Source organism: Methylovorus sp. MP688 (assembly GCF_000183115.1).
Taxonomy (GTDB): domain Bacteria; phylum Pseudomonadota; class Gammaproteobacteria; order Burkholderiales; family Methylophilaceae; genus Methylovorus; species Methylovorus glucosotrophus.
In genome coordinates this window covers 867776-892271 of record NC_014733.1, presented here as the reverse complement: position 1 = coordinate 892271, position 24496 = coordinate 867776, and the positions used below count along the sequence as shown (strand labels likewise).

Below are 24496 nucleotides of genomic sequence, written 5' to 3'. Positions count from 1 at the left end.
TCATCAAGCATGCGCGGTACTCAGCCAGTGATTCAGCAAGCGCCTGGCAGAGAGCATGACCTCCGTTGCAGTAAGCCCGAGCGGCCCTTGTCCATGGGCCACCGCCGCATCGGCTGCCGCCCCATGCAAGTACGCGGCGAGCAGGGTGGATTCCAGCAAAGGCAAGCCCTGCGCCGCCAGCGCGACGATGATGCCGGTCAGGGTATCGCCCATGCCAGCACTGCCCAGCCCGGGGTTACCACTGGCATTGATCCACCAGCGCCCATCCGGCGTTGCCACCACCGTGCCGCAGCCCTTGAGCAGCGCAATTGCCTGATACCGCACCGCCAGTGCCCGGGCAGAAGCAATGCGGTCCGCCTGCAGACGGGCCGTATCCGTCGCTAGCAAGGTCGCCGCTTCTCCGGGGTGCGGCGTGATCACCACCGAACCAGGTGCCCGCTCAGCCAGGCGATGCTGCAAATCAGCATCCGCTGCCAGCAGATTAAGCGCGTCGGCGTCCAGGACAAGCGGCGCCGGGTTAGCCAGCGCCTGCTGCAAGGCCGCGTGTGCCTGCGGCGAGCGGCCCATGCCTGGCCCCACCGCCAGGGCATGCACCGTGGGCAATTGGTCAGCATCGCGCAGCATCAATTCCGGATACTCCGCATCCAGCGCAGGCGCAGCCGGATCCAGCAGGCCGGCATAAACACGCCCGGCGCCGAGCAGCAACGCCGCACGGGCGGTCAGCAAGGCAGCGCCTGTCATGCTGGCCGCACCACCAATCACGCCTGCGCTGCCATTGCTGCCTTTGTGACTATTCAAGCGCCTGCGGGCAGGCAAGGTAAATGGTGCATCCAGCAAAGTACCATCGGCTTCCGGCAAAGGCGGCAAGCCGAGCAAATCCACATGCACTTTCCCGGCATGGTCTGGGCCATCCAGCGTATATAGCCCGGGTTTGCGGCCGAGAAAGGTAATGGTATGGGTCGCACGAACCGCCGTCCCCAGTATGACGCCGGTGTCAGCGGCCAGGCCACTGGGGATATCAATCGCCAGCACAGGCAGGCTCAGGGCATTGATGCGTGCGACCAGGTCCGCCATCTCACCGGTCAGGGGCCGCTTCAAGCCTATGCCAAACAAGCCATCAATCGCCAGTTGCCAGGCTCCCGTTTCCGGCCAGGTATTCAGCACCTCGCCCCCGCATTCCAGCCAGCCATCATAAGCATGCGCGGCATCCGGCGGCAGGCTGGCGCGCTGCCCGGCAAATACCACCGTCACCTCGTGCCACCAGGCCTTGAGGTAGCGCGCGGCGACAAACGCATCGCCGCCATTATTGCCGGGGCCGGCGACCACCAGAATGCGGTTGTGTCCCTCCGCCAACAATGTGCGGGCCAGAGTCGCCACTGCGTGCCCTGCCCGCTCCATCAGCGGTTCTGACGCGTACTGTTGCTCAAGCTTGCGCAGGCTGGAGGTCAGATATAAGGCTTGCATGTCGATTCCTGAGTATTCATTTTCGCGCTCGCATCGTGATGCCGGGTTATGCCGATGCCGCCTGGGAGGGCTCGGCCCATGCCCCATAGCCCTTGAACTGTTCAAAGACCTCCGCCATTTCGGCTTCCGTCAGCAACACCGGCTCCCCCACCTGCAAGGCACGCCAGTATTGCTCGCACAGGGTTTCCACCTCATGGGCAATATCCAGCGCCTGCTTAAGCGTGGCTCCTAATGCAATCATGCCGTGATTCGCCAGCAGACAGGCGCGCCTACCCTGCAGGGCTTGCAAAGCCGCATCCGACAAGGCTTGCGACCCGAACAGCGCATAGGGCGCACAGCGAATATCGCTACCACCGGCTACGGCAATCATGTAATGAAAAGGTGGAATATCGCGACGCAGGCAAGCCAGGCTGGTGGCGAAGGTGGAGTGCACGTGGATGACCGCGCCAACCTCAGGCCGCGCCTGATAAATATCCCGGTGAAAACGCCATTCGCTGGAAGGCTTGCACCCCGCCTTGTGTTTGCCAGCCATATCCATCAGCACCATGTCGTGCGGGGTCATGGCATCCACCTCCATGCCCGAGGGCGTGATGAAAAACCCTTTGTCGCTGCGCACGCTGGCATTGCCGGAGGTGCCGCGATTAAGCCCCAACTCCACGAGCTTGCGACTGGTATTCAACAGGTTTTCGCGCTGGCTGAGCATGATGATGTTCACTCCCGGAACGTGAACTGCGATCTTACACGGATTGCTGGAGCCTGCGTATCGGTGCGGCGCCCCACCCGCATACCATCAGCCTGAGGTATGAAAAAGCGCATGCAATGCAGCCGGGCTGGCAATGCCCCGCTCGGTGATAATCCCTGTCACCAGTCGCGCAGGTGTCACATCAAAGGCCGGGTTGGCGGCCGCACTCCCCGGCGGCGTGATGCGCAGCCGTTGCACTACCCCATCCGCCGTCACACCTTGCATATAGTGCACCTCATCGGCATCGCGCTCTTCTATGGGAATCTCCCGCCGTCCATCCTGCATGCTCCAGTCTATGGTGGGCGATGGCACAGCCGCATAAAACGGCACCTCATTGTCATGGGCTGCCAGCGCCTTGAGATAAGTGCCGATCTTGTTGCAGACATCGCCTGTTGCCGTCACCCTGTCGGCTCCCACGATCACGCAATCCACCTTGCCATGCTGCATCAGGTGCCCACCCGCGTTGTCGCTGATGATGGTATGCGGCACGCCATGCTGTGCCAGTTCCCAGGCGGTCAATGCCGCCCCCTGGTTGCGCGGCCGGGTTTCGTCCACCCACACATGCACCGCCAGCCCGGCCTCGTGCGCGGCATAGATGGGTGCCAAAGCCGTGCCCCAATCCACCGTCGCCAGCCAGCCAGCATTGCAATGCGTGAGTATCTGCAAGGGTTGCGCCGCAGAGCCGCGACCACGCGCAGTCGCCAACGCACGCAGCATGCTCAAACCATGCTGGCCTATGGCCTGATTCAACGCGACATCTTCATCGCAAATCACCGCCGCCTCGCGCCAGGCCGCAACTGCACGTTCTTCCACCGGCAAGGCCAAAAGCACGCGCTGCATGCGCTGCACCGCCCAACGCAGGTTCACCGCCGTGGGTCGACTCTGCAGCAATGTCTCGCCTATGCGTTCCACATCGCCATCCAGCGCGCTATCGACAATACCCAAGGCCATGCCATACGCCGCAGCAGCACCGATCAAAGGCGCCCCGCGCACCTGCATGTGCTTGATGGCATGCACCATCTCATCCACGCTGTCGATGCGAAGGATATGCAAGCGATGCGGCAGCTGGGTCTGGTCGATAATCTCCACCGCCCCGCCTTCCACCACCGGCCAAATAGTACGAAAAAAAGCTTGATTTATTTTCATTTGAAAGGGTGCCAAATACGAAATATTCCTATCCACAAAATCTGTGGATAATTATGTGGATAGCTGTGACTTAAAAATGTAACCATTGCATTTATAAGGACTTTTTTAAATCGCTTATTTTTTGAACTTATTTGCAACTCGTTGTTTATTATAAATAAATTCGTATGTTATTGGATTTGTATCATTTTTTTACACGAGTTAATGTAACACTTTAGGTGGTGTGTATAAATGAATTCAAGAAGCACTGTTTTACCCGCATGGCAAGCGGTTTTTACACCAATTTCATAAAGCCTTGCTGCTTAACAGGCTTTTTACATTTGTGTTGCTATTTCCATCCGCAGACGTGATTTGACATCGCCTTTTTACACAGACCTCTCCCCCACGAACGCGCTGCCAGACTTACGCTCGCCCGCCTAGCTTTCATCGGGAAATTTTCCCGATCACTTGCACCGTTAGAACTTTTTCGCGTGCTGGTTACTATCAGCCAAATTGGCTGCATATCTTCAGCCAATTTGGCTACTACCAACCACCTTCGCAATTTTAGGCATTACAACTTTTTACAATCCATCGAAACATCAACCTTTTAATTTATATGATTTTTTCTATTATTTAGTTACATATTTTTACATTTGGCACATCTCTTGCCCCTTCATGATTATCGTGGAGGGATGTAAATGCAATTTCAAAAAACATATAACCAGACAATAAAAAAAGGCTCAAAACAAGGCCAAAAGCTTGCCCTATGGGGCAGCATGCAGCAAAAAAATCAGGATTTCCAATCACATTTTCCTCAAAAGAAAACCGGGAAAATTTCCCGAGCAATAGGGGCTTACTGTATCGCACTGTGTACCCAAGCTCACGCCGTGGATATTGAAGAGGAATATGCCAACGCAGCAAAAACCAACAAACAGGATGCGTTAGCGCAACTACCCGCGCAAGCGTCCAGCTTTAATGTATCCAAAGGCATCTTGCTGGCTGCAGGTACCGATGAGCAAAACGGGGTATCAACCCAACCAGAAAATAACCCGAATGCTCTACCCGGTGAAAGTTCAGCAATGAAACTCCAGGAGATTCAGGTGCGGGCAAAACGGCTGTATGAAGTGGGACCCCTGCCAGGGCTGGGACTCACCAAGGAAGAGATTCCCGGCAATGTGCAGAGCATCTCGGCCAAGGAAATCAAAGAAGCCAATGCCTTAAGTATCACTGATTTGATGAACACAAAATTGCAATCGGTCAATGTCAATGATTACCAGAGCAACCCCTTTCAAATGGATGTCACTTATCGCGGCTTTACTGCAAGCCCTCAAATCGGCACGGCACAGGGCTTATCCGTGTTTGTTGATGGCGTTCGGGTTAATGAACCATTTGGCGATGTCGTGAACTGGGACATGATCCCGCTTAACGCATTGAGCTCGATCGATGTGTTCCCCGGCGGTAACCCGGTATTTGGTCTGGGAACACTGGGTGGCGCCATCTCCATGCGAACCAAAAGTGGCTTTACTGATGTCGGCGGATCAACACAGATCCTGACCGGATCCTTTGGCCGCAAGCAATTACAGGCCTCATGGGGCGGAAATAACGGCGTGATTGCCGGTTTTTTATCGGCCAATCTATTCATGGAAGATGGCTGGCGCGACAACTCCCCTTCACGGGTGAATCAAGTGTTCGGCAAAGCGGAATGGCAGAATGAAAACCTGCGATTGAGCTTTGCCACCCTGCTAGCGCAAAACAAATTGGTGGGTAACGGCATGCTGCCGACCGAGATGGCAATGCAAGACAACTCTCAGGTATTTACCTCGCCGGATATCACCAGAAATACACTGGCGCAGTTTCAACTGAGCGGCATCTGGGATGTCAGCGACACCTTTAACGTCACGGCCCAGGTGTATCGACGTGACAGCAAACGCCACGGTAGCACTGGCGATGTCAATACCAATATCAGCGGAACAGTCACCCGTCGCGCGGAGGCTGGAGAAAAAGTATCAGCTGGCTTTACCGACTATGATCGTGATGGTCTGCCAGACCTTCAAGCCACAGTCTACAATGTGGCCGCGACAACGGAAGGTTACTTGCTTGATATCCATGGCAATCCCCAATTCCTGTCCGATGGCTCTGAAAACACAGCATTTGATCCTAACAATCTGGCCATAGGCACGGATGCAAACTCGCCAGCGGTCGCGGGGCAAGGTACGGTCGATGTTATCGACTCCGAAGGCAATGTGGTTCGTCAAGCACTTCAATGGGGGGCGAATCCGAACTCAACCTTAAACCCAACCCTGCCCTCTCAATATAACCAATATATAAAAGAGATGTGGGCTAATCGATCTTTTCCAAATAACTGGGATGGCATTTCGCAAAAATATGGTTTTACCAGTGTTATCAATAATCAGGGTGGGCAAGCTTATACCTACAGTGTAGGGGGTGTTTCAGAAGGCTATTTGAATGGCAACTATCTGGATAATAGTGGGTTCATTGTCTATGTTGGCGCAAATGCGATTAATCCGGACGACTATTTGATTTATGAGCGAGATCAGGATGGGAACATCATCGCTTCGGCGCCCAAGCTCGGTCAGTTCAACTCAGCCAACCCTGGGTTAGGAAAACCACTTGGACTCATCGTCAGAAATGACACTTCAGTAGGCAGCCGCGGCATTAACCGCGATGGAGCAGACGCGAACTCGGGAACAGGACGAGGCACAGGCCCAGGTTATGCCTGTGATGCCCAAGGCAATAATTGCACGCCCACAGCTGTCATCACCAACACCCAGATCGACCAGATTACTGATGGCGCTTCGCTGCAACTTAACTGGAATCTGGAAAAGCACAAGTTCATGGTGGGTGCCTCTATCGACAGCGCAGGGGCGGACTACAACAGCAAGCAGCAACTGGGGCTTCTGGATGCTAACCGCAACGCTTATCTGGCCGCAGACCGCATAGGCTATGAATACGCGGCAGCCTCTTATGGTCTGGGGCTGAATGACTTCAACGGCACCAGCATTACCAAGAGCCTGTATGCCAGCGAGACTTGGTCACCCACGAAAAACCTTAACTTCAATACTTCATTGCGCTACAACGCCACACGCGTACGCAATGTTCTGGCCACCAACAATATCCTTGGCCTGAATGGCCCGGCCTCGTTCCTTAACTTTTACAGTTTAGGCGTCTTATGTACGGATAATAACAATGACGGCACGATTACCGCAGATGAATGCCCTTCCGGAGAGATCAATTACTTCACACCCGAATATGCTGCGGGCAGAGGCCTGATTGGTTCAGCAGAAACGGAAAAGTTTAGCTACTACTCTTTAAATCCATCATTTGGCGGCACATGGCAAGTCAATGAAAAGTTGAATGTCTATGGCAACTGGAGTCAAGGAGCTCGCACCCCCTCGGTGATTGAACTAGGGTGCGCATACGACGACACCCCTGTCCCTAACTATGATACGGCGGGCAATGTGATTAGTACCATGCCGCGCTCTCTGGTCGAACGGCGCTTTTGCAGTTTGCCAAGCACGTTGTCGGGCGATCCATATTTAAAACAAGTCATCTCCAAGACTCTGGAGTTTGGTGCACGTGGCTATATCACCGAAGATATTCAGTGGAATGCCAGCGTGTACCAATCTAATCTGGAAGATGATATTTACTTTGTATCGTTCACGCCCGACCGCAGTTATTTCCAGAATGTAGGGGCTACTCGCAGGCAGGGGGTAGAAATGGGCCTGCAAGGCAAATCGGGGCGGGCTAGCTTCCGTGTTAATTACTCTTTGACTGATGCAACCTTTCAGGATGACTTCCTGACGGCAAGCCCCAACAACAGCAGTGCTGGCAATGTCATTCAACGAGATGGTCTGGCAAGTTCACTAACACCTACGGGCTATCAGCAAATTCATGTGCGTCCGGGAGACCGTATTCCCGGTGTGCCGTTGCATAACCTGAATGCAAGTTTCAGCTATGACATTACCGACAACTGGTCTATGGGCATCACTGCCGTGATGCACTCCGAAGCTTTTGTGCGCGGCAACGAAAATAACAAACACCGTGAAGGCGAATCCTTGCCTCTGGTGGGAGGGTGTGGAGATAGAGCCGTAAATGATTATGGGGTGCTATACGGCTCCAACGCGACCTGTAGTTACACTATCAACCGGCCCAATGTGCGCTTTCCAGGCAAAACACCAGGCTATGCCGTATTCAACTTCCATACCAGCTACAAACTGGACAAGAACCTGACCCTGCGTCTGCAGGTTAATAATCTGTTTGACCGGGAATACTACAGTGCGGGGCGTTTGGGCCTTAATCCGTTCTCCCCATCCACCAACGGTCTGATAGGCACCGGAGGCTTTAACTACAACTCCAGCGAATGGCGAAGCAGCACCTTCCTGGCGCCGGGTGCGCCTAGAGCTGCCTGGGTCAGCCTCACGTATGATTTTTAGGGAATTTTATGGTTTTAAAGGGGGAAAGGGGCATTGTGACTGCCCCCTGCAATATTCATCCGCAATCAACTTAGCGTTTTACAGGCCCTAATGCTGATTGAGGTGAATTGGTGAAGCGGGCAGCCACAAATGCCTGCCTATTGTAACTATAGGAGATAGTAATGAGAAACTTGTCTTTGCATGCCGCTATTGTTGCCGTTCTGGGTGTGGTCTCGGGCGCTGCCCAAGCTACCGGTCTGGTTGGTCTCCCATCTACAGGGTTTTCAACTGCCGGGGGCACTTCTGCCTACACACTGTGCAACCAGACTGGCAATTTTGGTTCGGATGACTTCACTGCACCAACAACAAGTGCAAACAACACTTGTGCTGTGTTCCCGTCCAATATCAACACTTCGCCTGTTTCTGGTTTTACGCTGGTTTCTGGCACTTCGGTAACCCGCACCATTACAGCCAATGGCCAGACTCTTGGCACCCTTGAAGAGCGCGTGTTCCGCAATTCCAACAACACGGAGTGTATCTACGGCAAGCGTCTGCGTATGAACACTGCCGCCAGCGCCAATTTCGATTACAACCCGCAGTTGACTGGCGCTCAAAAACTGGAAGTGAATGATGTAGCGCTTGCTGGGTTCAGCAGCACGACAACCCCTGAGGCAGGCTATTACTTCACCAACATTTCAGATTCGCCTGTCTTCCGTATCGGCCGGGCTCACACCTCCGTGCAAATGCAAGCAGATGGCAGCAATCCTGCCAATATTGCTTCAGGTTATCTGGCACAACCGCTCACCAGCGGCGCACCAGCAGCCAGCACTGAAATCAATGGTGTAGGCCAAACTTATCCAACCTTCCCAGGTAGCCCAACAGCTGCGCAGCAAACTGCCGCGATCAGCACCAACTGGGTTGATTTCACCATGGATATCACCGGCGGTGAGGATGAGGACGGTACCACCGAGCCAGACAGCTCCATGCTGTATGTGCGTGCTGCATGCACATCTGCAGCACCGGTTGCGCTGGCTAATAGCGTGAAAATTCGCCAAACCGGCCAAGAGACTCAACCATGGGTCACGATTAGCACAACTGGTTTTGCACGTTCAGGCGCTAACACCAGCTTCTAATGTAGTGAATTCTCGTTTCTGAGAACCACCTTCTGGCATTCGTGCCAGAAGGTTGGGTAACCAAATTTAAGGAGCGTAATAATGAAACGACTGAATGTTCACCCTGTCTTGTTCATAGCGCTGTATTTGATCCCCACCGCCAGCCACGCTACTGGGCTGGTCGCTCTACCCGCCACGGGTTTCGTAACCAGTGGTGGCACCTCTGCCTATACTTTATGCAACCAGACGGGCAATTTTGGTTCTGTCACCCACACTCCTCCAACTGCGGGTGCCAACAACACCTGCGCTGTATTCCCCAGCAATATCAACACTTCACCGGTAAGTGGCTTTACTCTGGTGTCCGGTACATCACTGACCCGCACGATCACGGCCAACGGCCAATCACTTGCATTCATGGATGAACGTGTATTCCGCAATGCCGCCAACACCGAATGCATCTTTGCCAAGCGTCTGCGCATGAACACCGTGGCGGCAGCCGACTTTGACTACCACCCGCAACGCACAGGATCACAAAAACTCGCCGTCAATGACATAGCATTTGCGGGTTTTAACAACTCCACCAGTCTGCAGGCCGGATATTACTTGCCTCCTAGTGTTGTTGAGTACTCACCTATCTTCCGTATCGGCCGCACCCACACCTCAGTACAAATGCAGGCAAATTATTTCAACCCAAACACTATTGCGACAGGCTATCTGGCTCAGCCACTCACCAGTGGTGCACCGGCAGCCAGCACCGAGATCAATGGCGTAGGCCAAACTTACCCAACCCCTCCTGGTAACCCAACAGCTGCACAGCAAACCGCTGCTATCAGCGCTAACTGGGTAGATTTCACCCTGGATATTTCCGGGGGTGCGGATGAAGATGGAGCATCCGCCTCGGATAGCTCCGTGATGTATGTCCGCAGTACATGCAGCTCAGCTCCTCCTGTCGCCCTGCCGAACAGCGTGAAAATTCGTCAGACCGGCCAGGAAACCCAGCCATGGGTCACCATCAGCACTATTGGTTTTGTTCCAGCGGGGGCAAATACCAGTTTTTAAACCTTTGTTGAATCACTGTTACGCAAGCCCCCTGGCGCGGATGCGTCAGGGTTTAGATGAAAAAAGGATGTTGTAGAGCAAATGAATACAAACCACTTGTTATTGTTAACCTCATTGATCATAACCAGTCATCAGGCACATGCAAAATTAGGATTTGTCGATATTCCGATAGCTGGATTTAGTGAATCTGCTTATCGCATCTGCAATACCACCGGGGACTTTGGCCTAGGCTTGAGTACACCTCCCTCAGCGTCTGAAGAAAACGAATGCGCGGTATACACCGAGGCCATGATGCGTGATGTGATGCGGGCCCCGCTCGCAGGATACAAACTCGTCGCCTATACCTCAAAATCTGCCCTGGTCCCTGAGAAATATGTTCAGGCCGATCCCGATGTAGCAACTGTCAGCGATACCCTCTGGCGCAATCCGGAGAATGGGTTCTGTTTGTATGGCACGCATGTCCAGCTAAAAAACATCACGCTGAAAAATGGCAAATCGTTTGAATTGAATGACGTTGTGCGCGGCGGCTTCGCCGGTAAATCCGTAGAAGCAGCCTATTTTTTCTCCAACCATCCGCGTGCTGCACGTGAAACCGAGGTGGTATTCCGCATTGGGCGCACGTTTACCTCTGTACGCCATATGCCTGGCGATAGCGCATTACCAAAACTGCCTTCCAAGGCCAATGAAAAACCCATTGCCATTCACGACCATGAAGCTGCCGTTAATGACAACTGGGTTGACTTCACAACCGATGTCAATCCCCAGGATCCTGACGGTACTAGCTACCCCTACACCTCAACCCTATACGTCAAAGCGGAATGTGCGACAGCAGAGCCGCGCGAGTATGAGGGAGCTATTCGCCTGCGCTCTACCGGACAGGGGCAGGATGCCATCGAAATCTCGCTACCGGGCTATGCTCCGCCGGGCGCCATCATCAGCCAGTAATTACAAGGAATTCGCATGAAATACCACTTAAGCCCACGCGCTAACGCTGGCTTCACCCTGCTGGAACTCCTCGTCGTCATGGTCATCATCGGCCTCCTGGCGGGTTATGTCGGGCCTAAATATTTTGCGCAGATTGGCAAGTCGGAAGTGAAAACGGCCAAGGCGCAGATTGATGCGCTGGGCAAGGCACTGGATCAATACCGGCTGGATACCGGGCATTACCCGACCACGGAGCAGGGGCTGGCAGCGCTGAATAGCGCGCCGTCTGATGAACCGAAATGGCAAGGGCCTTATCTGCAGAAAACCGTGCCGAATGACCCCTGGGGCAAGCCTTATCAATACAAATATCCGGGCGAGCATGGGGAATTTGACCTGTGGTCGTTTGGCAAGGATGGCCAGGCCGGCGGCAATGATGAGTTTGCCGATGTGGTGAACTGGTAGCGGCCAGGTGGCCTACCGCAGGTGTGGTAAAGCGACACAGAAATGCATGTGTGCAGTTAACGCGCTGACATGGGGCGCGATTTGTGGATATGCCTTTCAAGTATATGAAATTGAAGCGTGATGAGAGTTGAGCTGCCATGAAATTTGAACTGAAAGTAGCCCGCGGGCAGCAGATTCAATCGCTGGTGCTGGATGCGAGCGATGCGATACAAGCCCAGCTGCAGGCTGAGGCTCAAGGCTATAGCGTGCTGGCGACCAAGGCGCAGGGCAAGCTGGCGGTGGCGCGTGGCCTGGGCAAGCAGAAATTCAACCTGATGCTGTTCAGCCAGGAGTTATTGTCGCTGCTGGATTCGGGCCTGAGCCTGGTGGAGGCGATAGAGGCGCTGGCAGAAAAAGAAGCCAATGCCGACTCCAAAACCATCCTGACTCAAGTCATGGCCGCGCTGTATGAAGGCCTGCCGCTATCGAGCGCACTGGAGCGCTTTCCACAGGTATTCCCCGCGCTGTATGTGGCGCTGATCCGCAGCAGCGAACGCACGGGCGACATGGTGCAGGCACTGGGCCGCCATGTGACGTATCAGGGTCAGCTGGATGCCGTGCGCAAGAAGATCGTCACCGCCTCCATTTACCCGGTACTGCTGATTATTGTCGGCGGGCTGGTGATGCTGTTTTTGCTGGGTTATGTCGTGCCCAAGTTCAGCACGATTTATGAAAGCGCAGGCAATGACCTGCCGTGGATGTCACAAGTATTGTTGGCCTGGGGCCGTTTGCTGCAAGAGCACGGCCAGCAGGTGTTTCTCGGATTTATTGCCGTGGTGAGCGTGCTGGGCTATGTGCTGAGCCGCCAGGCCGTGCGGGCCGCCATCATGAATCAGGTGTGGAAGATCCCCGCGCTGGGCGAAACCATGCGCATTTATCAGCTGGCGCGTTTTTACCGCACGCTGGGCATGCTGCTGCGCGGCGGCATTCCGCTGGTCACCGCGATGCAGATGGTGTCTTCGCTGTTGCAACCAGCACTGCGCAATAGTCTGGCCCTGGTCGAGCGCGACATTCGCGAAGGCAAGCCACTCTCCAGCGCCATGGAAGAACATGGCATGACAACGTCCATCGCCATCCGCATGCTGCGCGTGGGTGAACGCACCGGCCGCATGGGCGAGATGATGGAACGCATAGGCGTGTTTTACGATGAAGAAATCGCCCGTGCTGTGGATTGGTTTACCCGCCTGCTGGAGCCCTTGCTGATGGTGGTGATCGGCCTGGTGATCGGCGTGGTGGTGGTGCTGATGTATATGCCGATTTTTGAACTGGCGGGGAATATTCAATGAACCAACCTCTGGACGCCATGTTATCGCCCGCGCTTGATCAGCTTGCCGCGCAAAGCACAGGTAACGACATCATGAGCCCGCCTGCCCAACTCACACTGGCACAGGTAGAGCAGGCACGCCAGCTTGCCAGCCAAAGCCAGCGCCATGTGCTGGATGTGCTGGAAGAACTCTCGGCGCTGGATGCCGATAGCTTTGCCCAGGCACTGGGCGCCCTGCTGCATTACCCCGTATTGCCCATGGCCGAGCTGCACTTGCTGACACCGGATTTTGCCCTGCTGCCCTATGCCGAAGCCAGCAAGCAGGAATGCGTTGCCCTGCGCGATGATGACGGCCAGCTGCATATGGTCTGCGCCAACCCGCTGGACCCTTACCTGCATGGCCGCATGGAGCTGCGCCTGGCGGAGCCCGCCCACTGGGCACTGGCGCACCGCAAGGATTTTGCCGCCTACCTCGCCCGCTTTGAAGAAAGCATGCGTGCCATGGATGGCATTCTGCCGGAGCATGGCGATGCCGAAAGCGGCAACAGCGGCATAGAAGATATTTCGCTACGCTCCATCTCGGAAGACACCAGCCCGGTGGTGAAGCTGGTGCGTTCGACGCTGTATGACGCGCTCAAGGCCGGTGCCAGCGATATCCACATGGAAACCGATCCCCACGGCCTCACCATCAAATACCGCATCGACGGGGTGCTGAACATGGTGGGCAGCGTGCAGGGGATAACGCAGGCCGAGCAGGCGATTTCACGCATCAAGGTCATGTCCGAGCTGGATATTGCCGAGCGCCGCGTGCCGCAGGATGGCCGCTTCAAGGTCATGGCCATGGGACGCGAAGTGGATTTGCGCGTGTCCATCATGCCCAGCGTGTTTGGCGAAGATGCCGTGTTGCGGATTCTGGACCGCAAGGCCGTCACCGATCAGGCCAAGGGCCTCAGCATGGAAGTGCTGGGCTTTGAAGAATCCATCATGGCGCGCTTCCGCCTGCTGGCCGAGGAGCCCTACGGCATGCTGCTGGTCACCGGCCCCACTGGCTCAGGCAAGACCACCACGCTGTACGGCATCATCTCCGAAATCAATAACGGCCAGGACAAGATCGTCACCATTGAAGACCCAGTGGAATATCAGCTGCCTGGCGTGCTGCAGATTCCCGTTAACGAGAAAAAAGGCCTGACCTTTGCCCGCGGCCTGCGCAGCATTTTGCGGCACGACCCGGACAAGATCATGGTGGGCGAAATCCGCGATTCCGAAACCGCGCAGATTGCCGTGCAGTCTGCCCTCACCGGCCACCTGGTACTGACCACGGTGCACGCCAACAATGTGTTTGACGTGATCGGCCGCTTTACCAACATGAACGTCGACCCCTACAGCTTTGTGTCTGCCATCAACGGCATCATGGCGCAGCGGCTGGTGCGCATCATCTGCCCGCACTGCGCGGTGGATGACATGCCGGACGACGAGCTGCTGGCCAAATCCGGCGTAACTGCTGACATGCTGCCCAGCTTTCACTTCCGCAGCGGGCAGGGCTGTGGCCATTGCCACGGCACTGGCTACAAGGGCCGCAAGGCGGTGGCCGAATTGCTGGTATTCAATGATTTGATCCGCGAATTGATCGTCACCCGCGAACCCGTGCGCAAGGTAAAGGAAGCCGCCCGCGCCAACGGTACCCGCACCATGCGCGAAGCCGCGCTGGATATGGTGCGGCGTGGCGAAACTACCTTACTGGAGATCAACCGTGTCACCTCGCTGGTCTAACATATCTTCTGGCCTTTACACAGGCGGCGCCTCTGGCCTGCTCTCGCGCCTGCCGCTCATAGGCAAGCTGGGGCGCGACGAATTGCGCGTGCTGGTACAGCCGCACCAGCTGGTGCTGACGCGCCTGGGTGGCTGGCGCAAACAGCGCGTGATATGCGAAGACGTGATCACCATTGCCCGCCCGTCCCCTGCCATGGCCGGTGATGCCGGCATACCCGCCCCTGCCATCTGGCAAGCCGCCCTCACCCAACTGGCTCTGGCGCTACGCGATCAGGCCTGGCAAGGCTGCCAGCCGCGTGTCGTGCTCTCCAATCATCTGGTGCGCTATGTGCTGATTCCCTGGAACGCCAGCCTCAGCCGGCCGGAAGAAAAACACGCCTTTGTGCGCCACTGCTTTACCCAGGCTTATGGCGAGCCTGCCCGGCAATGGGATCTGCGCGTCAGCCCGACGGGCTATGGACAGGCCGCCATCGCCAGTGGCGTCGACCCCGCCCTGCTGCAAGCCTTGCAGCACTGTTTCGCCGAAGCGGGCATGCGGCTGCAACACATACACCCACTATTGATGCAGGCCATTAACGAGACCGCTCGCCAGCGCAGCAAGCGTGCAGGCAAAGGCAAGCGCGGCAATACCAGCGCATCCGGCTTATGCCTCGCGGTGCTGGAGCAGGGGCGGATTGCCGTGCTGCTGCAACAGGACAAGCAATGGCGCAGCGTGCAGTGCCACAGTGCCCATGTTGACGCCCTGCCCGCCCTGATTCAGCGGGATGCGATATTGGCCGGGCTCGATAGCCAGCCATGGCCTGTGGTCGTCTACAGCGCTGAACCGGGTGCGCCGCGCGTGCATATCAGTGGCCGTGCGCTGCAGCAGTTCAGCCGTGAAATTCCTTTTGTACGCCAGCCTGGGCTGGCGGAGACCGCATCATGAAAACCCTGGTACTCAATCATGGGCGCCCTGCCCACGCGCAAACCTCGCTTGCCCGTCTGCTGTTGCTGATCGGCGGCGCGGCCGCTGTCGCCACCGGCATTGCCTGGCAACAACTTGACGAACAGCAGCGCAAGCTGGAACAGGATCTGCAGCAATGGCAGCAGCCACGCCGCAACACCAGCAGTCTCTCGCTGAGTGGCAAGGAAAACGCCGCCAAGCGCGATGAGATTGCCGCGGTAAAAACCGTGATGGCCGAGTTGGCACTGCCCTGGCGGCCGCTGTTTAAAACCCTGGAAGGCCTGAATACGCCCGAGGTCAAGCTGCTGGCGATTGAGCCCAATGCCAGGCTGCGAAAAATCCGCATTACCGCCGAGGCGATGGACGTGGAAGGCATGCTGAGCTACGTGCAAAAACTGGCAGCACAACCGGTATTGCAGGATGTGTTTTTACTGACCCATGAACGCAGCGAAGGCAGCCCCATGCCCGTGCATTTTGTTGTGGAGGCCGCATGGGTACAGTAAACCAGCATGCCATCATGGCCTGGCTGCAGTACCAGGCGCGCCAGCTGGGCTGGCAGGGGCTTCTCGGGCTGGTCCTGCTGGTGATCAGCGCGGCCCTGGTACTAGGCTGGCTGGTGCCAGGCAATACGCATCTGGCACAGCGTGAGCAGGAGCTGGACGTCTTGCGCGCCACCATGCCACAACATCAGGCCCGCTTTGTGGATCGCTCCCCACAGGCCACGCTCAATACCTTTTATGGCTTTTTGCCCGCGGAAAAAGAAGCCACCCGCCTGCTGGGCGTCATACTGACCACCGCCACCGAGCATCAACTGGTACCGGAAAAAGCCGACTACTCTCTGGCACGCAGCCCAGCCGCGGCCTTTACCCGTTATCAGATCACCCTGCCAGTGCGTGGAAACTATGTGCAGATACGCAGCTTTGCCAACCAGGTATTGCAGCGCATACCATCAGCGGCGCTCAACGAGATCACGCTGAAACGCCAGGATATCAATACCGAAGCACTGGAAGCCCGTCTGCGCTTTACCGTATTTTTGCAGCGGGGTCAGTCATGAGCGAACGCACGCCTGTTTCCCGATATGCGATCTGGCTGGGCCTGGCGCTGACACTGGGCGCCACCGTGTGGACATCCATCAACGAACCTGAAGCGGATGTTGCCGCGGCAAGGCCTAAGGTCAGCAAACCTGGCAAGCCCGCTACCGCAATAAAACCCGAACGCCAGGTATTCGCCTCCGGCTCGCGCGGTGAGGAAGCCGCGGATAACGACGAACTGGATATCCGCAAGCTGAGCCAACGCACCAGCGATGAGCCTATTCCCAACCTGTTCAATCTGGAAATGCCAGAGCCCCCTGAGTCTGCCCAGGCGCAGGAAGCTCCACCCGTGCCGCAAACGCCGGCCTTGCCATTCATCTATGCGGGCAAGCTGGTTAACAACGGCCAGCTGACGGTGTTTCTCAGCAAGGGCGCATTGAATTACACCGTGCGCGAAGGCGATGTCATCGGCAAATGGCAGGTAAAACGCATAGAGCCGCCGCAGATGATCATGAGCTACCGCCCATTGAATACCGAAGTTCCCATGATGATTGGAGATATCAATTGAAATTGCCCCGCCCTTATCGCGCTGTTGTTGTTGCATTGATGCTGGGGCTGGCCGCCTGTTCCGCGCAGGAAAAAAAGGTGCAGCAAGGCAATGCCGAATTTCAGGAAGCCCGCAAGCTGGTAAATGCCGGAGATATTGAAGGCGGCATCGCCCGCCTGCGCGAGCTGCTCCGCACCTTCCCCGACAATCCGCAGTACCGCGCCTACCTGAAACAGCAACAGGACATGCAGCTGACCCTGCTGCTGAAAGAAGCCGACCAGAACAAGCAGCAAGGCCGCATGACAGAAGCCGAGGCAGGCTATTACCGCGTATTGGCCCTGGACAATCAGAACCAGCGTGCGCAGGAAGGCTTGCGCCAGCTCAACAATGCGGCCCGTCACGATGCCATGCTGCAGCGCGCGCAGGCTTTGCTCAAGGCTGGCGATAGCGAGGGCGCGCAGAACATCACCCGCGCCGTGCTGGCGGAAGAAAGCAACCATGTGGCGGCGCGGGCCATGTTTGAAGATATCGAACAGAAACGCATCGACAAGATTGCCAACCCGCCACTGATCAAGTCGGCGTTCAAGCAGCCCATCACCCTGGAGTTCAAGGATGTGCCGATCAAGTCGGTGTTCGAGTTTATTTCCAAGGCGGCGGGCATCAACTTTACCTACGACCACGACATGCCGAATGACCAGCGCACCAGCCTGTTCCTGCGCAATACGCCCATTGAAGACGCCATCGAAGTAATCCTTACCAGCAACCAGCTGGCCAAGAAGGTGCTAAATGACAATACGCTGATGATCTACCCCCTGAGCCGCAGCCAGGAATACCAGGAAATGTATGTGCGCAGCTTTTACCTCGGCAATACCGAGGCCAAAAAAGCCATGAACATGATCAAGACCGTGGTGAAAAGCAAGGATGTTTACATCGATGAAAAGCTGAACACGCTGGTCATGCGCGATACGCCCGAGGCGATCCGCACCGCCGAAAAGCTGATCATGTCGCAGGACATGGCAGAGCCGGAAGTAGTGCTGGAGGTGGAAGTGCTGGAGATCAACCGCCGCAGCCTGGAAGCCATCGGCATCCGTTACCCCAGCGCCGTGAGTGTGGGCGTGCAGGGTCGCGATACGGTGAATGGCACCACGACCTTGAGCCCAGGTGAGCTGACTGTGCGTGAGCTTAAAAACTTCAACTCGGACCTTGGGGTATTCAGCATCAGCGACCCGGTATTGGCGCTGAATCTCTTGCAGCAGGATACCGACACCAACCTGCTGGCCAATCCGCGCATCCGTGTCAAAAATCGTGAAAAAGCCAAGATTCACGTGGGTGACCGTATCCCGGTGCTGACCAGCATCGCCAACTCCACCGGCTTTGTGTCGCAGTCGGTCAGTTATATCGAGGTGGGCATCAAGCTGGATGTGGAGCCTACCGTGCTGCTGAATGACGAAGTTTCGATCAAGGTGGGCCTCGAGGTCAGCAACCAGACCGACAAGATCACCTCCAGCTCAGGCACCGTGACCTATACCATAGGCACGCGTAACGCCAATACCATGCTTCGCCTCAAAAACGGCGAAACACAGGTATTGGCGGGCCTGCTGCGCGATGACGAACAGAAGATTTCCAACAAGGTACCGGGGCTGGCCAACCTGCCGCTGATCGGCAAACTGTTCACCGACCGCAACACCGATCGCACCAAAAAGGAAATCGCCCTGCTGATCACACCCCGCATCATCAGCAACATTACTCCGGCAGATGCCATGTACACCGCCTTCCCGGCAGGCGTGGACCGCGGCACAAGCAAGACAGGACGGGCTGCACAAGATCTTGGCTCTCAGACGCAAGTCATCGTTACGCCACAAGTTCAGGATAACCAAGCAGGCAATGCACGGGACGAAAAAGCCGCTGCCGTGATGCGGCCAATTGACCAGATCAGTGCTCCTCCTGCTCCTTGATCATGAAAATGCCACGTATGCGGGGTTTCACCCTGATTGAACTGCTAGTCACACTGGTATTGCTCGCCCTCATTCTCAGTTCGGCAGCGCCCATGGTGCAAATGACCATGAAGCGCAGCAAAGAACAGGAATTGCGACGGGCGCTGTGGCAGATTCGCGATGCACTGGATGCTTACAAGAAAGCCGGGGACGAAGGATTAATCAAGAAAAATCCTGAGCAGTCCGGTTATCCGCCGAATTTGCAGACCCTGGTGAAAGGCGTAGAAAACCAGCGCGACCCTAAAAAGCGCAAGCTCTACTTTCTGCGTAGCATCCCGCGAGACCCTTTTGCCCCGGCGAGCGAAACAGACCCTGAAGCGACTTGGGGCAAGCGCAGTTATGCCAGCTCATTTGATGAACCGCAGCCTGGCGACGATGTATATGACGTCTACTCGCTTTCACGTGACAAGGGGCTGGACAAACGGCCTTACCGGGAGTGGTGATGCATAAACGCAAGGGATTTACGCTTATTGAGGTGTTGGTCGTGCTGGCGATCATCGCCACACTGCTCAGTCTGGTAGCGCCCCGTTACTTCGATACGATCAGCCGCGCTCAGGAAACCTCGCTCAAGCATGATCTGATCACCATGCGGGAGGCGATCGACAAGTACTACGCCGACAACGCCGCATATCCAGAAACGCTGGAAGACTTGGTCCAGGGAAAATACTTGCGCAGCATCCCGGAAGACCCCATCACCAAAAGCACCCAAACCTGGACTGTCGTTTCCCCTGCGGACCCGGAAACAAAAGGCTTAATTTACGATATACACAGCGGCTCAACTGATATTGCGGAGGATGGCAGTGCCTATTCGGACTGGTAAGAAGACGCTGGCAGGCTATGCCTTGCTATGGTTGCTGGTGTTGCTTGTACTGATAGGATTAATGTTGAGTCAGGCTGCGTTGGTCTATTCGCAAGACGCTCAGCGGCAACGAGAAAAAGAATTGCTGAAAACAGGCGACAAGCTAAGAGAAGCCATCGAACAATATTATGATCAATCCCCTGGTCTGGTAAAACAACACCCTGCGTCGTTGAGTGCCTTGTTAAACGATACACGCTTCCCCAACACAAAACGCCATCTTCGCAAAATACCTCGTGACCCTATGACCGGTGCCGAGGATTGGGGGCTAGTGCTTGATCAGTTCAATAACATCATGGGTGTCTATAGTCTTGGGGTACAGCGCCCGATAAAACGCTACGGTTTTCCAACACGATACAAAGATTTTGAAAAAAAACAGACGTACAGTGAATGGGTGTTTGCACATTCCCTGGTACCGCTCACCGATCAGTAGGAGTAAGGTTCACCCGCACTCAACTATCCATCCACAATTTCTGTGGATAAAACTGTGAACAGCTGTGACTTAAAAATGTAACTATGGCTGCCGTAAGGGATTTTTTAAAACGCCTAAAAAATAGTCTTATAAATAACCATTTAAAATCAATGGTTTATGTTATGTCATTGGATTGTTAAGGTTTTTCGCTTCAAGTTAATGTAGCACATGAGCTCATGTGCATAACTAGGCTATCGCAGGCAAGGCTTCCAGGGCATTTTTGCCTGTCGCAGCAATGACTTCTGCCAACGGCAGGCCGCGCAAATCCGCCAGTACCTGAGCAATGGCAGGTAACTCGTGCGGGCTGTTACGGCCACGATGTCCCAGCCATTCGGGCGCAATATCGGGGGCATCGGTTTCCAGCACAATGGCTTCCAGCGGCAGTTTCCGGGCCAGCTCACGGATATGCAGGGCGCGGTCATAGGTCATGGCGCCGCCAAAGCCGAGCTTGAAGCGCATCTCCATAAAGCGCTCTGCCTGTTGAAAACTGCCATTGAAGGCATGGGCAATGCCGCCCTTTACGCCTATGCGGCGCAAGTGCTTGAGGATCAGATCGCTGGATTTGCGCACATGCAGGATGACGGGCAGATCAAAATCACGCGCCAGCTTGAGCTGCGCCACGAAAAAAGCTTGCTGGCGTTCGATATCCGGGTTGGGGATGAAGAGATCGAGGCCGATTTCGCCAATCGCCACGGGCAGGCGCTGCTCCAGCTGCTGTTTCAGCGCATCGATATCCTCTTCTTTGGCACGCGCAATAAACAGTGGGTGTATGCCCAGCGCGTAGCGGCACCAGGGAAATTCGGCGGCCAATGCCTGCACGATAGTGAAATTTGCCGCCTCTACCGCCGGCACCACGATGCGCGCAACGCCAGCATCCTGCGCGCGCACGGCGATGTCTGCCCGGTCGTCATCGAACTCTGACGCATCAAGATGGCAATGGGTATCGACAAGCACGCGCGGCTTCTCCCGGGGTGAGGTGTCCGTGTAGCGGACCTTGGTGATTCAGGGTTGTGGTGAGTGCGGCGTTGCCAGCAAACGGATGTCGCGGCCTATTTGCCGCATGTCGGTAATATCCAGATCAATGCGGGCCGCCATGCTTTGCAACATAGGCAGTCCAAACATGCCACGGGCATCGGCACCCAGCAACTTGGGGGCGTAATACAGAATCAGCTGATCAATCAGTCCGCCATGCAGCAAAGCCCCATTCAGCGTGGCACCGGCTTCCACCATCACTTCATTGATGCCACGGCTCGCCAGGAGTTCCAGCAGGCTATCGAGGCTGACGCGTGACTGATGGTCGGGCAAGTGCATCAGCTCTACTCCATGCTGGCAAAGGGCCGCAATACGGTCCGCGCTGGCGCTGCCGTAGACGATGAGGGCATTGCCACCTTGCAGAATGCGCGCCTGCGGTGAAATCTGCAGATGACTATCCACAATCACGCGTAGCGGCTGGCGGCCTTGCAGTTCTCCGGCCTCATCCCGCACGCTGAGTTGCGGGTCATCGGCCAGCACGGTACCTATGCCAGTCAGCATGACGCAGGATTGCGCGCGCCAGTGTTGCACGTCCTTGCGGGCCTCAGGGCCGGTAATCCATTGGCTGATGCCATTTTGCAAGGCGGTGGCGCCATCCAGGCTGGCGGCGATCTTGCTGCGCACAAACGGACGGCGGCGCGTCATGCGCGAAATGAATCCGGCATTCAGGCTACGCGCCTGCGCTTCCAGCAAGCCGGACTGCACGGCAATGCCTTGCGCCTGTAAGCGTTGCAAACCGCTTCCGGCAACCTGGGGGTTGGGGTCTTGCATGGCGGCGACCACGCGCTTCACACCGGCCTTGATCAAGGCGTCAGCGCAGGGCGGTGTACGTCCATGGTGGCTGCAGGGTTCAAGCGTGACATAGGCATCGGCGCCTTGCGCCAGATCGCCTGCCTGCCGCAGGGCATGTACCTCGGCATGCGGCTCGCCGGCTTTGAGGTGCGCGCCTTCGCCGACAATCTGACCGTCCTTGACGATCACGCAGCCGACACGAGGGTTGGGAGTGGTGGTGTAGAGGCCCTGCTCTGCCAGCCGCAGGGCTCGCGCCATCATCTGATGATCCAGCGCGCTGAACACGGGCTTATTCTCCGGCGGGGTCCGTCAGGCGACGGTGGGGCTTGTCCAGGTCGCGAATCACATCGCTGAAATCGTCGACATCCTGGAAGCTGCGATACACCGAGGCAAAGCGCACATAGGCCACCTTGTCCATCAGGCGCAGCTCCTGCATCACGCTCTCGCCGAGATCGCGCGCCATGATTTCGCGCTCGCCCTTGGCCAGCAGCTTTTGCACGATGTGCTCAATGGCGCGGTCCACATATTCGGTGGGCACGGGGCGCTTGTGCAAGGCACGGGTAAAGGAAAGCCGCAGCTTGTCGCGATTGAATTCCTCGCGGTTGCCATTCTGCTTGACCACTTGCGGCAGATGCAGCTCGGCGGTTTCGTAGGTGGTAAAACGCTTGTCGCAGGCCGCACAACGGCGACGGCGACGGATGGAGTTGCCTTCTTCATTCACCCGGGAATCAATGACCTGGGTGTCATCGGTACCGCAAAAAGGACACTTCATGAGAGTTGACCAGGCAGGTTAAACGCAACGCGGTGAAAGGGATGAAACCCAGGCGACAGGCATTCTGCCCATGAACGAGGTTTAGCCTCCTCCATGGATACGGACGCCTCAGCCTGATGTTTCACATGTCCCCTTTCATGTGTCGCGATGAAGATGGGCGGGAATTAAGCGCCGTATACCGGGAAGCGGCTGGTCAAGGCGTGTACCTTGGCCTTGGTCGCAGCAATCACGGCTTCATCGGTCGGGTTGTCTAGCACATCGGCAATCAGGTTGGCCACCAGACGGGCTTCTTCTTCCTTGAAGCCACGGGTGGTGATGGCTGGCGAACCGATACGTATGCCGGAGGTAACAAACGGACTTTCCGGATCATTCGGGATCGCGTTCTTGTTCACGGTGATGTGGGCTTGGCCGAGGTAAGCATCCGCCGCCTTGCCGGTCAGGTTCTTGGGACGCAGGTCCACCAGGAACACATGCGACTCGGTACGGCCGGAGATAATGCGCAGACCGCGCTCTGCCAGAGTTTGCGCCATGATGCTGGCATTATTGAGTACTTGTTCCTGATAAGCCTTGAAATCTGGCTGCAATGCTTCGAGGAAAGCCGTGGCCTTGCCTGCGATCACGTGCATCAGCGGGCCGCCTTGCAGGGATGGGAACACATTGGAATTCAGGGACTTTTCAAACTCGGCCTTGGCGAGAATGATGCCGCCACGTGGACCGCGCAGGGTCTTGTGGGTGGTGGATGTCACGAAATCAGCATGGGGTACCGGGTTAGGGTAAACACCAGCGGCGATCAGGCCGGAGTAATGCGCCATATCGACCATGAAATAAGCGCCCACCTTTTTGGCGATCTCGGCCATGCGTGCCCAGTCAAAGCGCAGGGCATAGGCAGAAGCACCGCCAATCAGCAGCTTGGGCTTGCACTCGATGGCAATACGCTCCATCTCGTCGTAATCGATTTCTTCCTTGTCGTTCAGGCCGTAAGGCACGATGTTGAACAGCTTGCCGGACAGGTTGGCTGGGGAACCGTGAGTCAGGTGACCACCGTGGCCAAGGTTCATGCCCATGACGGTATCGCCTGGCTTGAGGATAGAGAAATACACAGCCTGGTTGGCCTGAGAGCCGGAGTGCGGCTGCACGTTGGCATATTCAGCACCGAACAGCTTCTTCACACGGTCAATCGCCAGTTGCTCTACCTGGTCGACAAACTCACAGCCACCGTAAAAACGCTTGCCTGGATAACCTTCAGCATACTTGTTGGTCAGCTGAGAACCTTGCGCCTGCATGACAGCAGGGCTGGTGTAGTTTTCAGAGGCGATCAGTTCAATATGCTCATCCTGGCGCTGACGCTCGGCTTCAATATGCTGCCAAAGTTCAGGATCTGCGACGTTCAGGGTTTTTGCCGTGCTAAACATGTTCAATTTTCCAAGGGCTTAAAAAGTAAATAGGCAGAATTTTAACATGATCAGCCACTTAAAGAATGAATACGCTTCACTCATTGCGCAGTGCATCGTTGGTGGCTATATACAGCCATGTGGCTGATTACAACCACCAGGCAACCGAGCGCCGAACTCAAGCCATTGATTAAAAATCAAAAAATATCTGGCACGCGCCTTGCGATACAGCTAATGGCAATCTCCTGACGTATATCTCATAGGTCTCTTCACCC

General features: G+C 56.0%; 22 protein-coding genes. 15 read left to right on the top strand and 7 right to left on the bottom strand.

The window, feature by feature from the left end; all coding sequences use genetic code 11:
• Window positions 1-3 precede the first annotated feature (3 nt).
• The 3 genes from MPQ_RS04385 to mtnA form a co-directional block, all read right to left on the bottom strand.
• Window positions 4-1464, bottom strand: coding sequence for a bifunctional ADP-dependent NAD(P)H-hydrate dehydratase/NAD(P)H-hydrate epimerase (locus MPQ_RS04385; protein WP_013441686.1), 1461 nt, complete (start codon window positions 1462-1464; stop codon window positions 4-6).
• Between the two features lie 46 nt (window positions 1465-1510).
• Complete coding sequence (locus MPQ_RS04380; RefSeq protein ID WP_013441685.1) at window positions 1511-2167, bottom strand: class II aldolase/adducin family protein; 657 nt, start codon at window positions 2165-2167, stop codon at window positions 1511-1513.
• Between the two features lie 87 nt (window positions 2168-2254).
• Window positions 2255-3352 carry an S-methyl-5-thioribose-1-phosphate isomerase gene (mtnA, locus tag MPQ_RS04375; RefSeq protein WP_041362034.1) on the bottom strand — a complete coding sequence of 366 codons (1098 nt, stop codon included), beginning with the start codon at window positions 3350-3352 and terminating at the stop codon, window positions 2255-2257.
• A 674-nt stretch (window positions 3353-4026) separates the two neighbouring features.
• Between mtnA and MPQ_RS04370 the strand changes: the two genes are divergently transcribed.
• The 15 genes from MPQ_RS04370 to MPQ_RS04300 all read left to right on the top strand — a co-directional run bounded on the left by MPQ_RS04370 (window position 4027) and on the right by MPQ_RS04300 (window position 20195).
• Window positions 4027-7782: a TonB-dependent receptor domain-containing protein gene (locus tag MPQ_RS04370; protein ID WP_013441682.1), complete on the top strand. Its 3756-nt coding sequence runs from the start codon at window positions 4027-4029 to the stop codon at window positions 7780-7782.
• A 176-nt stretch (window positions 7783-7958) separates the two neighbouring features.
• A complete protein-coding gene (locus MPQ_RS04365) occupies window positions 7959-8894 on the top strand; it encodes a hypothetical protein (RefSeq protein ID WP_238525344.1) in 936 nt (311 codons plus the stop codon).
• Between the two features lie 81 nt (window positions 8895-8975).
• Window positions 8976-9932: a hypothetical protein gene (locus MPQ_RS04360; RefSeq protein WP_013441680.1), complete on the top strand. Its 957-nt coding sequence runs from the start codon at window positions 8976-8978 to the stop codon at window positions 9930-9932.
• Window positions 9933-10013: 81 nt separating this feature from the next.
• Window positions 10014-10877 carry a hypothetical protein gene (locus MPQ_RS04355; protein ID WP_013441679.1) on the top strand — a complete coding sequence of 288 codons (864 nt, stop codon included), beginning with the start codon at window positions 10014-10016 and terminating at the stop codon, window positions 10875-10877.
• 15 nt (window positions 10878-10892) lie between these two features.
• Window positions 10893-11318 (top strand): type II secretion system major pseudopilin GspG, encoded by a 426-nt coding sequence (gene gspG / locus MPQ_RS04350; RefSeq protein ID WP_013441678.1) that lies wholly within the window; start codon window positions 10893-10895, stop codon window positions 11316-11318.
• 137 nt (window positions 11319-11455) lie between these two features.
• Window positions 11456-12643: a type II secretion system F family protein gene (locus tag MPQ_RS04345; RefSeq protein ID WP_013441677.1), complete on the top strand. Its 1188-nt coding sequence runs from the start codon at window positions 11456-11458 to the stop codon at window positions 12641-12643.
• A complete protein-coding gene (locus MPQ_RS04340; protein WP_013441676.1) occupies window positions 12640-14391 on the top strand; it encodes a GspE/PulE family protein in 1752 nt (583 codons plus the stop codon). Before MPQ_RS04345 ends, MPQ_RS04340 begins: the two co-directional genes overlap by 4 nt.
• Complete coding sequence (locus tag MPQ_RS04335) at window positions 14372-15316, top strand: hypothetical protein (RefSeq protein WP_013441675.1); 945 nt, start codon at window positions 14372-14374, stop codon at window positions 15314-15316. Before MPQ_RS04340 ends, MPQ_RS04335 begins: the two co-directional genes overlap by 20 nt.
• Window positions 15313-15837 carry a hypothetical protein gene (locus MPQ_RS04330; protein ID WP_013441674.1) on the top strand — a complete coding sequence of 175 codons (525 nt, stop codon included), beginning with the start codon at window positions 15313-15315 and terminating at the stop codon, window positions 15835-15837. Before MPQ_RS04335 ends, MPQ_RS04330 begins: the two co-directional genes overlap by 4 nt.
• A complete protein-coding gene (pilO, locus tag MPQ_RS04325) occupies window positions 15825-16388 on the top strand; it encodes a type 4a pilus biogenesis protein PilO (RefSeq protein ID WP_013441673.1) in 564 nt (187 codons plus the stop codon). Before MPQ_RS04330 ends, pilO begins: the two co-directional genes overlap by 13 nt.
• On the top strand, window positions 16385-16933 hold the full coding sequence (locus tag MPQ_RS04320; RefSeq protein WP_013441672.1) for a hypothetical protein: 549 nt from the start codon (window positions 16385-16387) through the stop codon (window positions 16931-16933). Before pilO ends, MPQ_RS04320 begins: the two co-directional genes overlap by 4 nt.
• A 38-nt stretch (window positions 16934-16971) precedes the next feature.
• On the top strand, window positions 16972-18867 hold the full coding sequence (locus MPQ_RS04315) for a secretin N-terminal domain-containing protein (protein WP_049821926.1): 1896 nt from the start codon (window positions 16972-16974) through the stop codon (window positions 18865-18867).
• Window positions 18868-18884: 17 nt separating this feature from the next.
• On the top strand, window positions 18885-19349 hold the full coding sequence (locus tag MPQ_RS04310; protein WP_013441670.1) for a prepilin-type N-terminal cleavage/methylation domain-containing protein: 465 nt from the start codon (window positions 18885-18887) through the stop codon (window positions 19347-19349).
• The gene (locus MPQ_RS04305; RefSeq protein ID WP_013441669.1) at window positions 19349-19726 is read left to right on the top strand and encodes a type II secretion system protein; all 378 of its coding nucleotides are present in this window, start codon (window positions 19349-19351) and stop codon (window positions 19724-19726) included. The genes MPQ_RS04310 and MPQ_RS04305 overlap by 1 nt, the downstream gene beginning before the upstream one ends.
• Complete coding sequence (locus tag MPQ_RS04300) at window positions 19701-20195, top strand: hypothetical protein (protein ID WP_013441668.1); 495 nt, start codon at window positions 19701-19703, stop codon at window positions 20193-20195. The genes MPQ_RS04305 and MPQ_RS04300 overlap by 26 nt, the downstream gene beginning before the upstream one ends.
• Window positions 20196-20420: 225 nt before the next feature.
• Here MPQ_RS04300 and MPQ_RS04295 read toward each other — a convergent pair whose 3' ends face one another.
• The 4 genes from MPQ_RS04295 to glyA form a co-directional block, all read right to left on the bottom strand.
• Window positions 20421-21188, bottom strand: coding sequence for a TatD family hydrolase (locus tag MPQ_RS04295; RefSeq protein WP_013441667.1), 768 nt, complete (start codon window positions 21186-21188; stop codon window positions 20421-20423).
• Window positions 21189-21236: 48 nt separating this feature from the next.
• Window positions 21237-22343 (bottom strand): bifunctional diaminohydroxyphosphoribosylaminopyrimidine deaminase/5-amino-6-(5-phosphoribosylamino)uracil reductase RibD, encoded by a 1107-nt coding sequence (gene ribD / locus MPQ_RS04290; RefSeq protein ID WP_013441666.1) that lies wholly within the window; start codon window positions 22341-22343, stop codon window positions 21237-21239.
• Between the two features lie 4 nt (window positions 22344-22347).
• A complete protein-coding gene (gene nrdR, locus MPQ_RS04285) occupies window positions 22348-22830 on the bottom strand; it encodes a transcriptional regulator NrdR (RefSeq protein WP_015829640.1) in 483 nt (160 codons plus the stop codon).
• A 164-nt stretch (window positions 22831-22994) separates the two neighbouring features.
• Window positions 22995-24242, bottom strand: a complete 1248-nt coding sequence (gene glyA / locus MPQ_RS04280) for a serine hydroxymethyltransferase (protein ID WP_013441664.1) — start codon at window positions 24240-24242, stop codon at window positions 22995-22997.
• Window positions 24243-24496 lie beyond the last annotated feature (254 nt).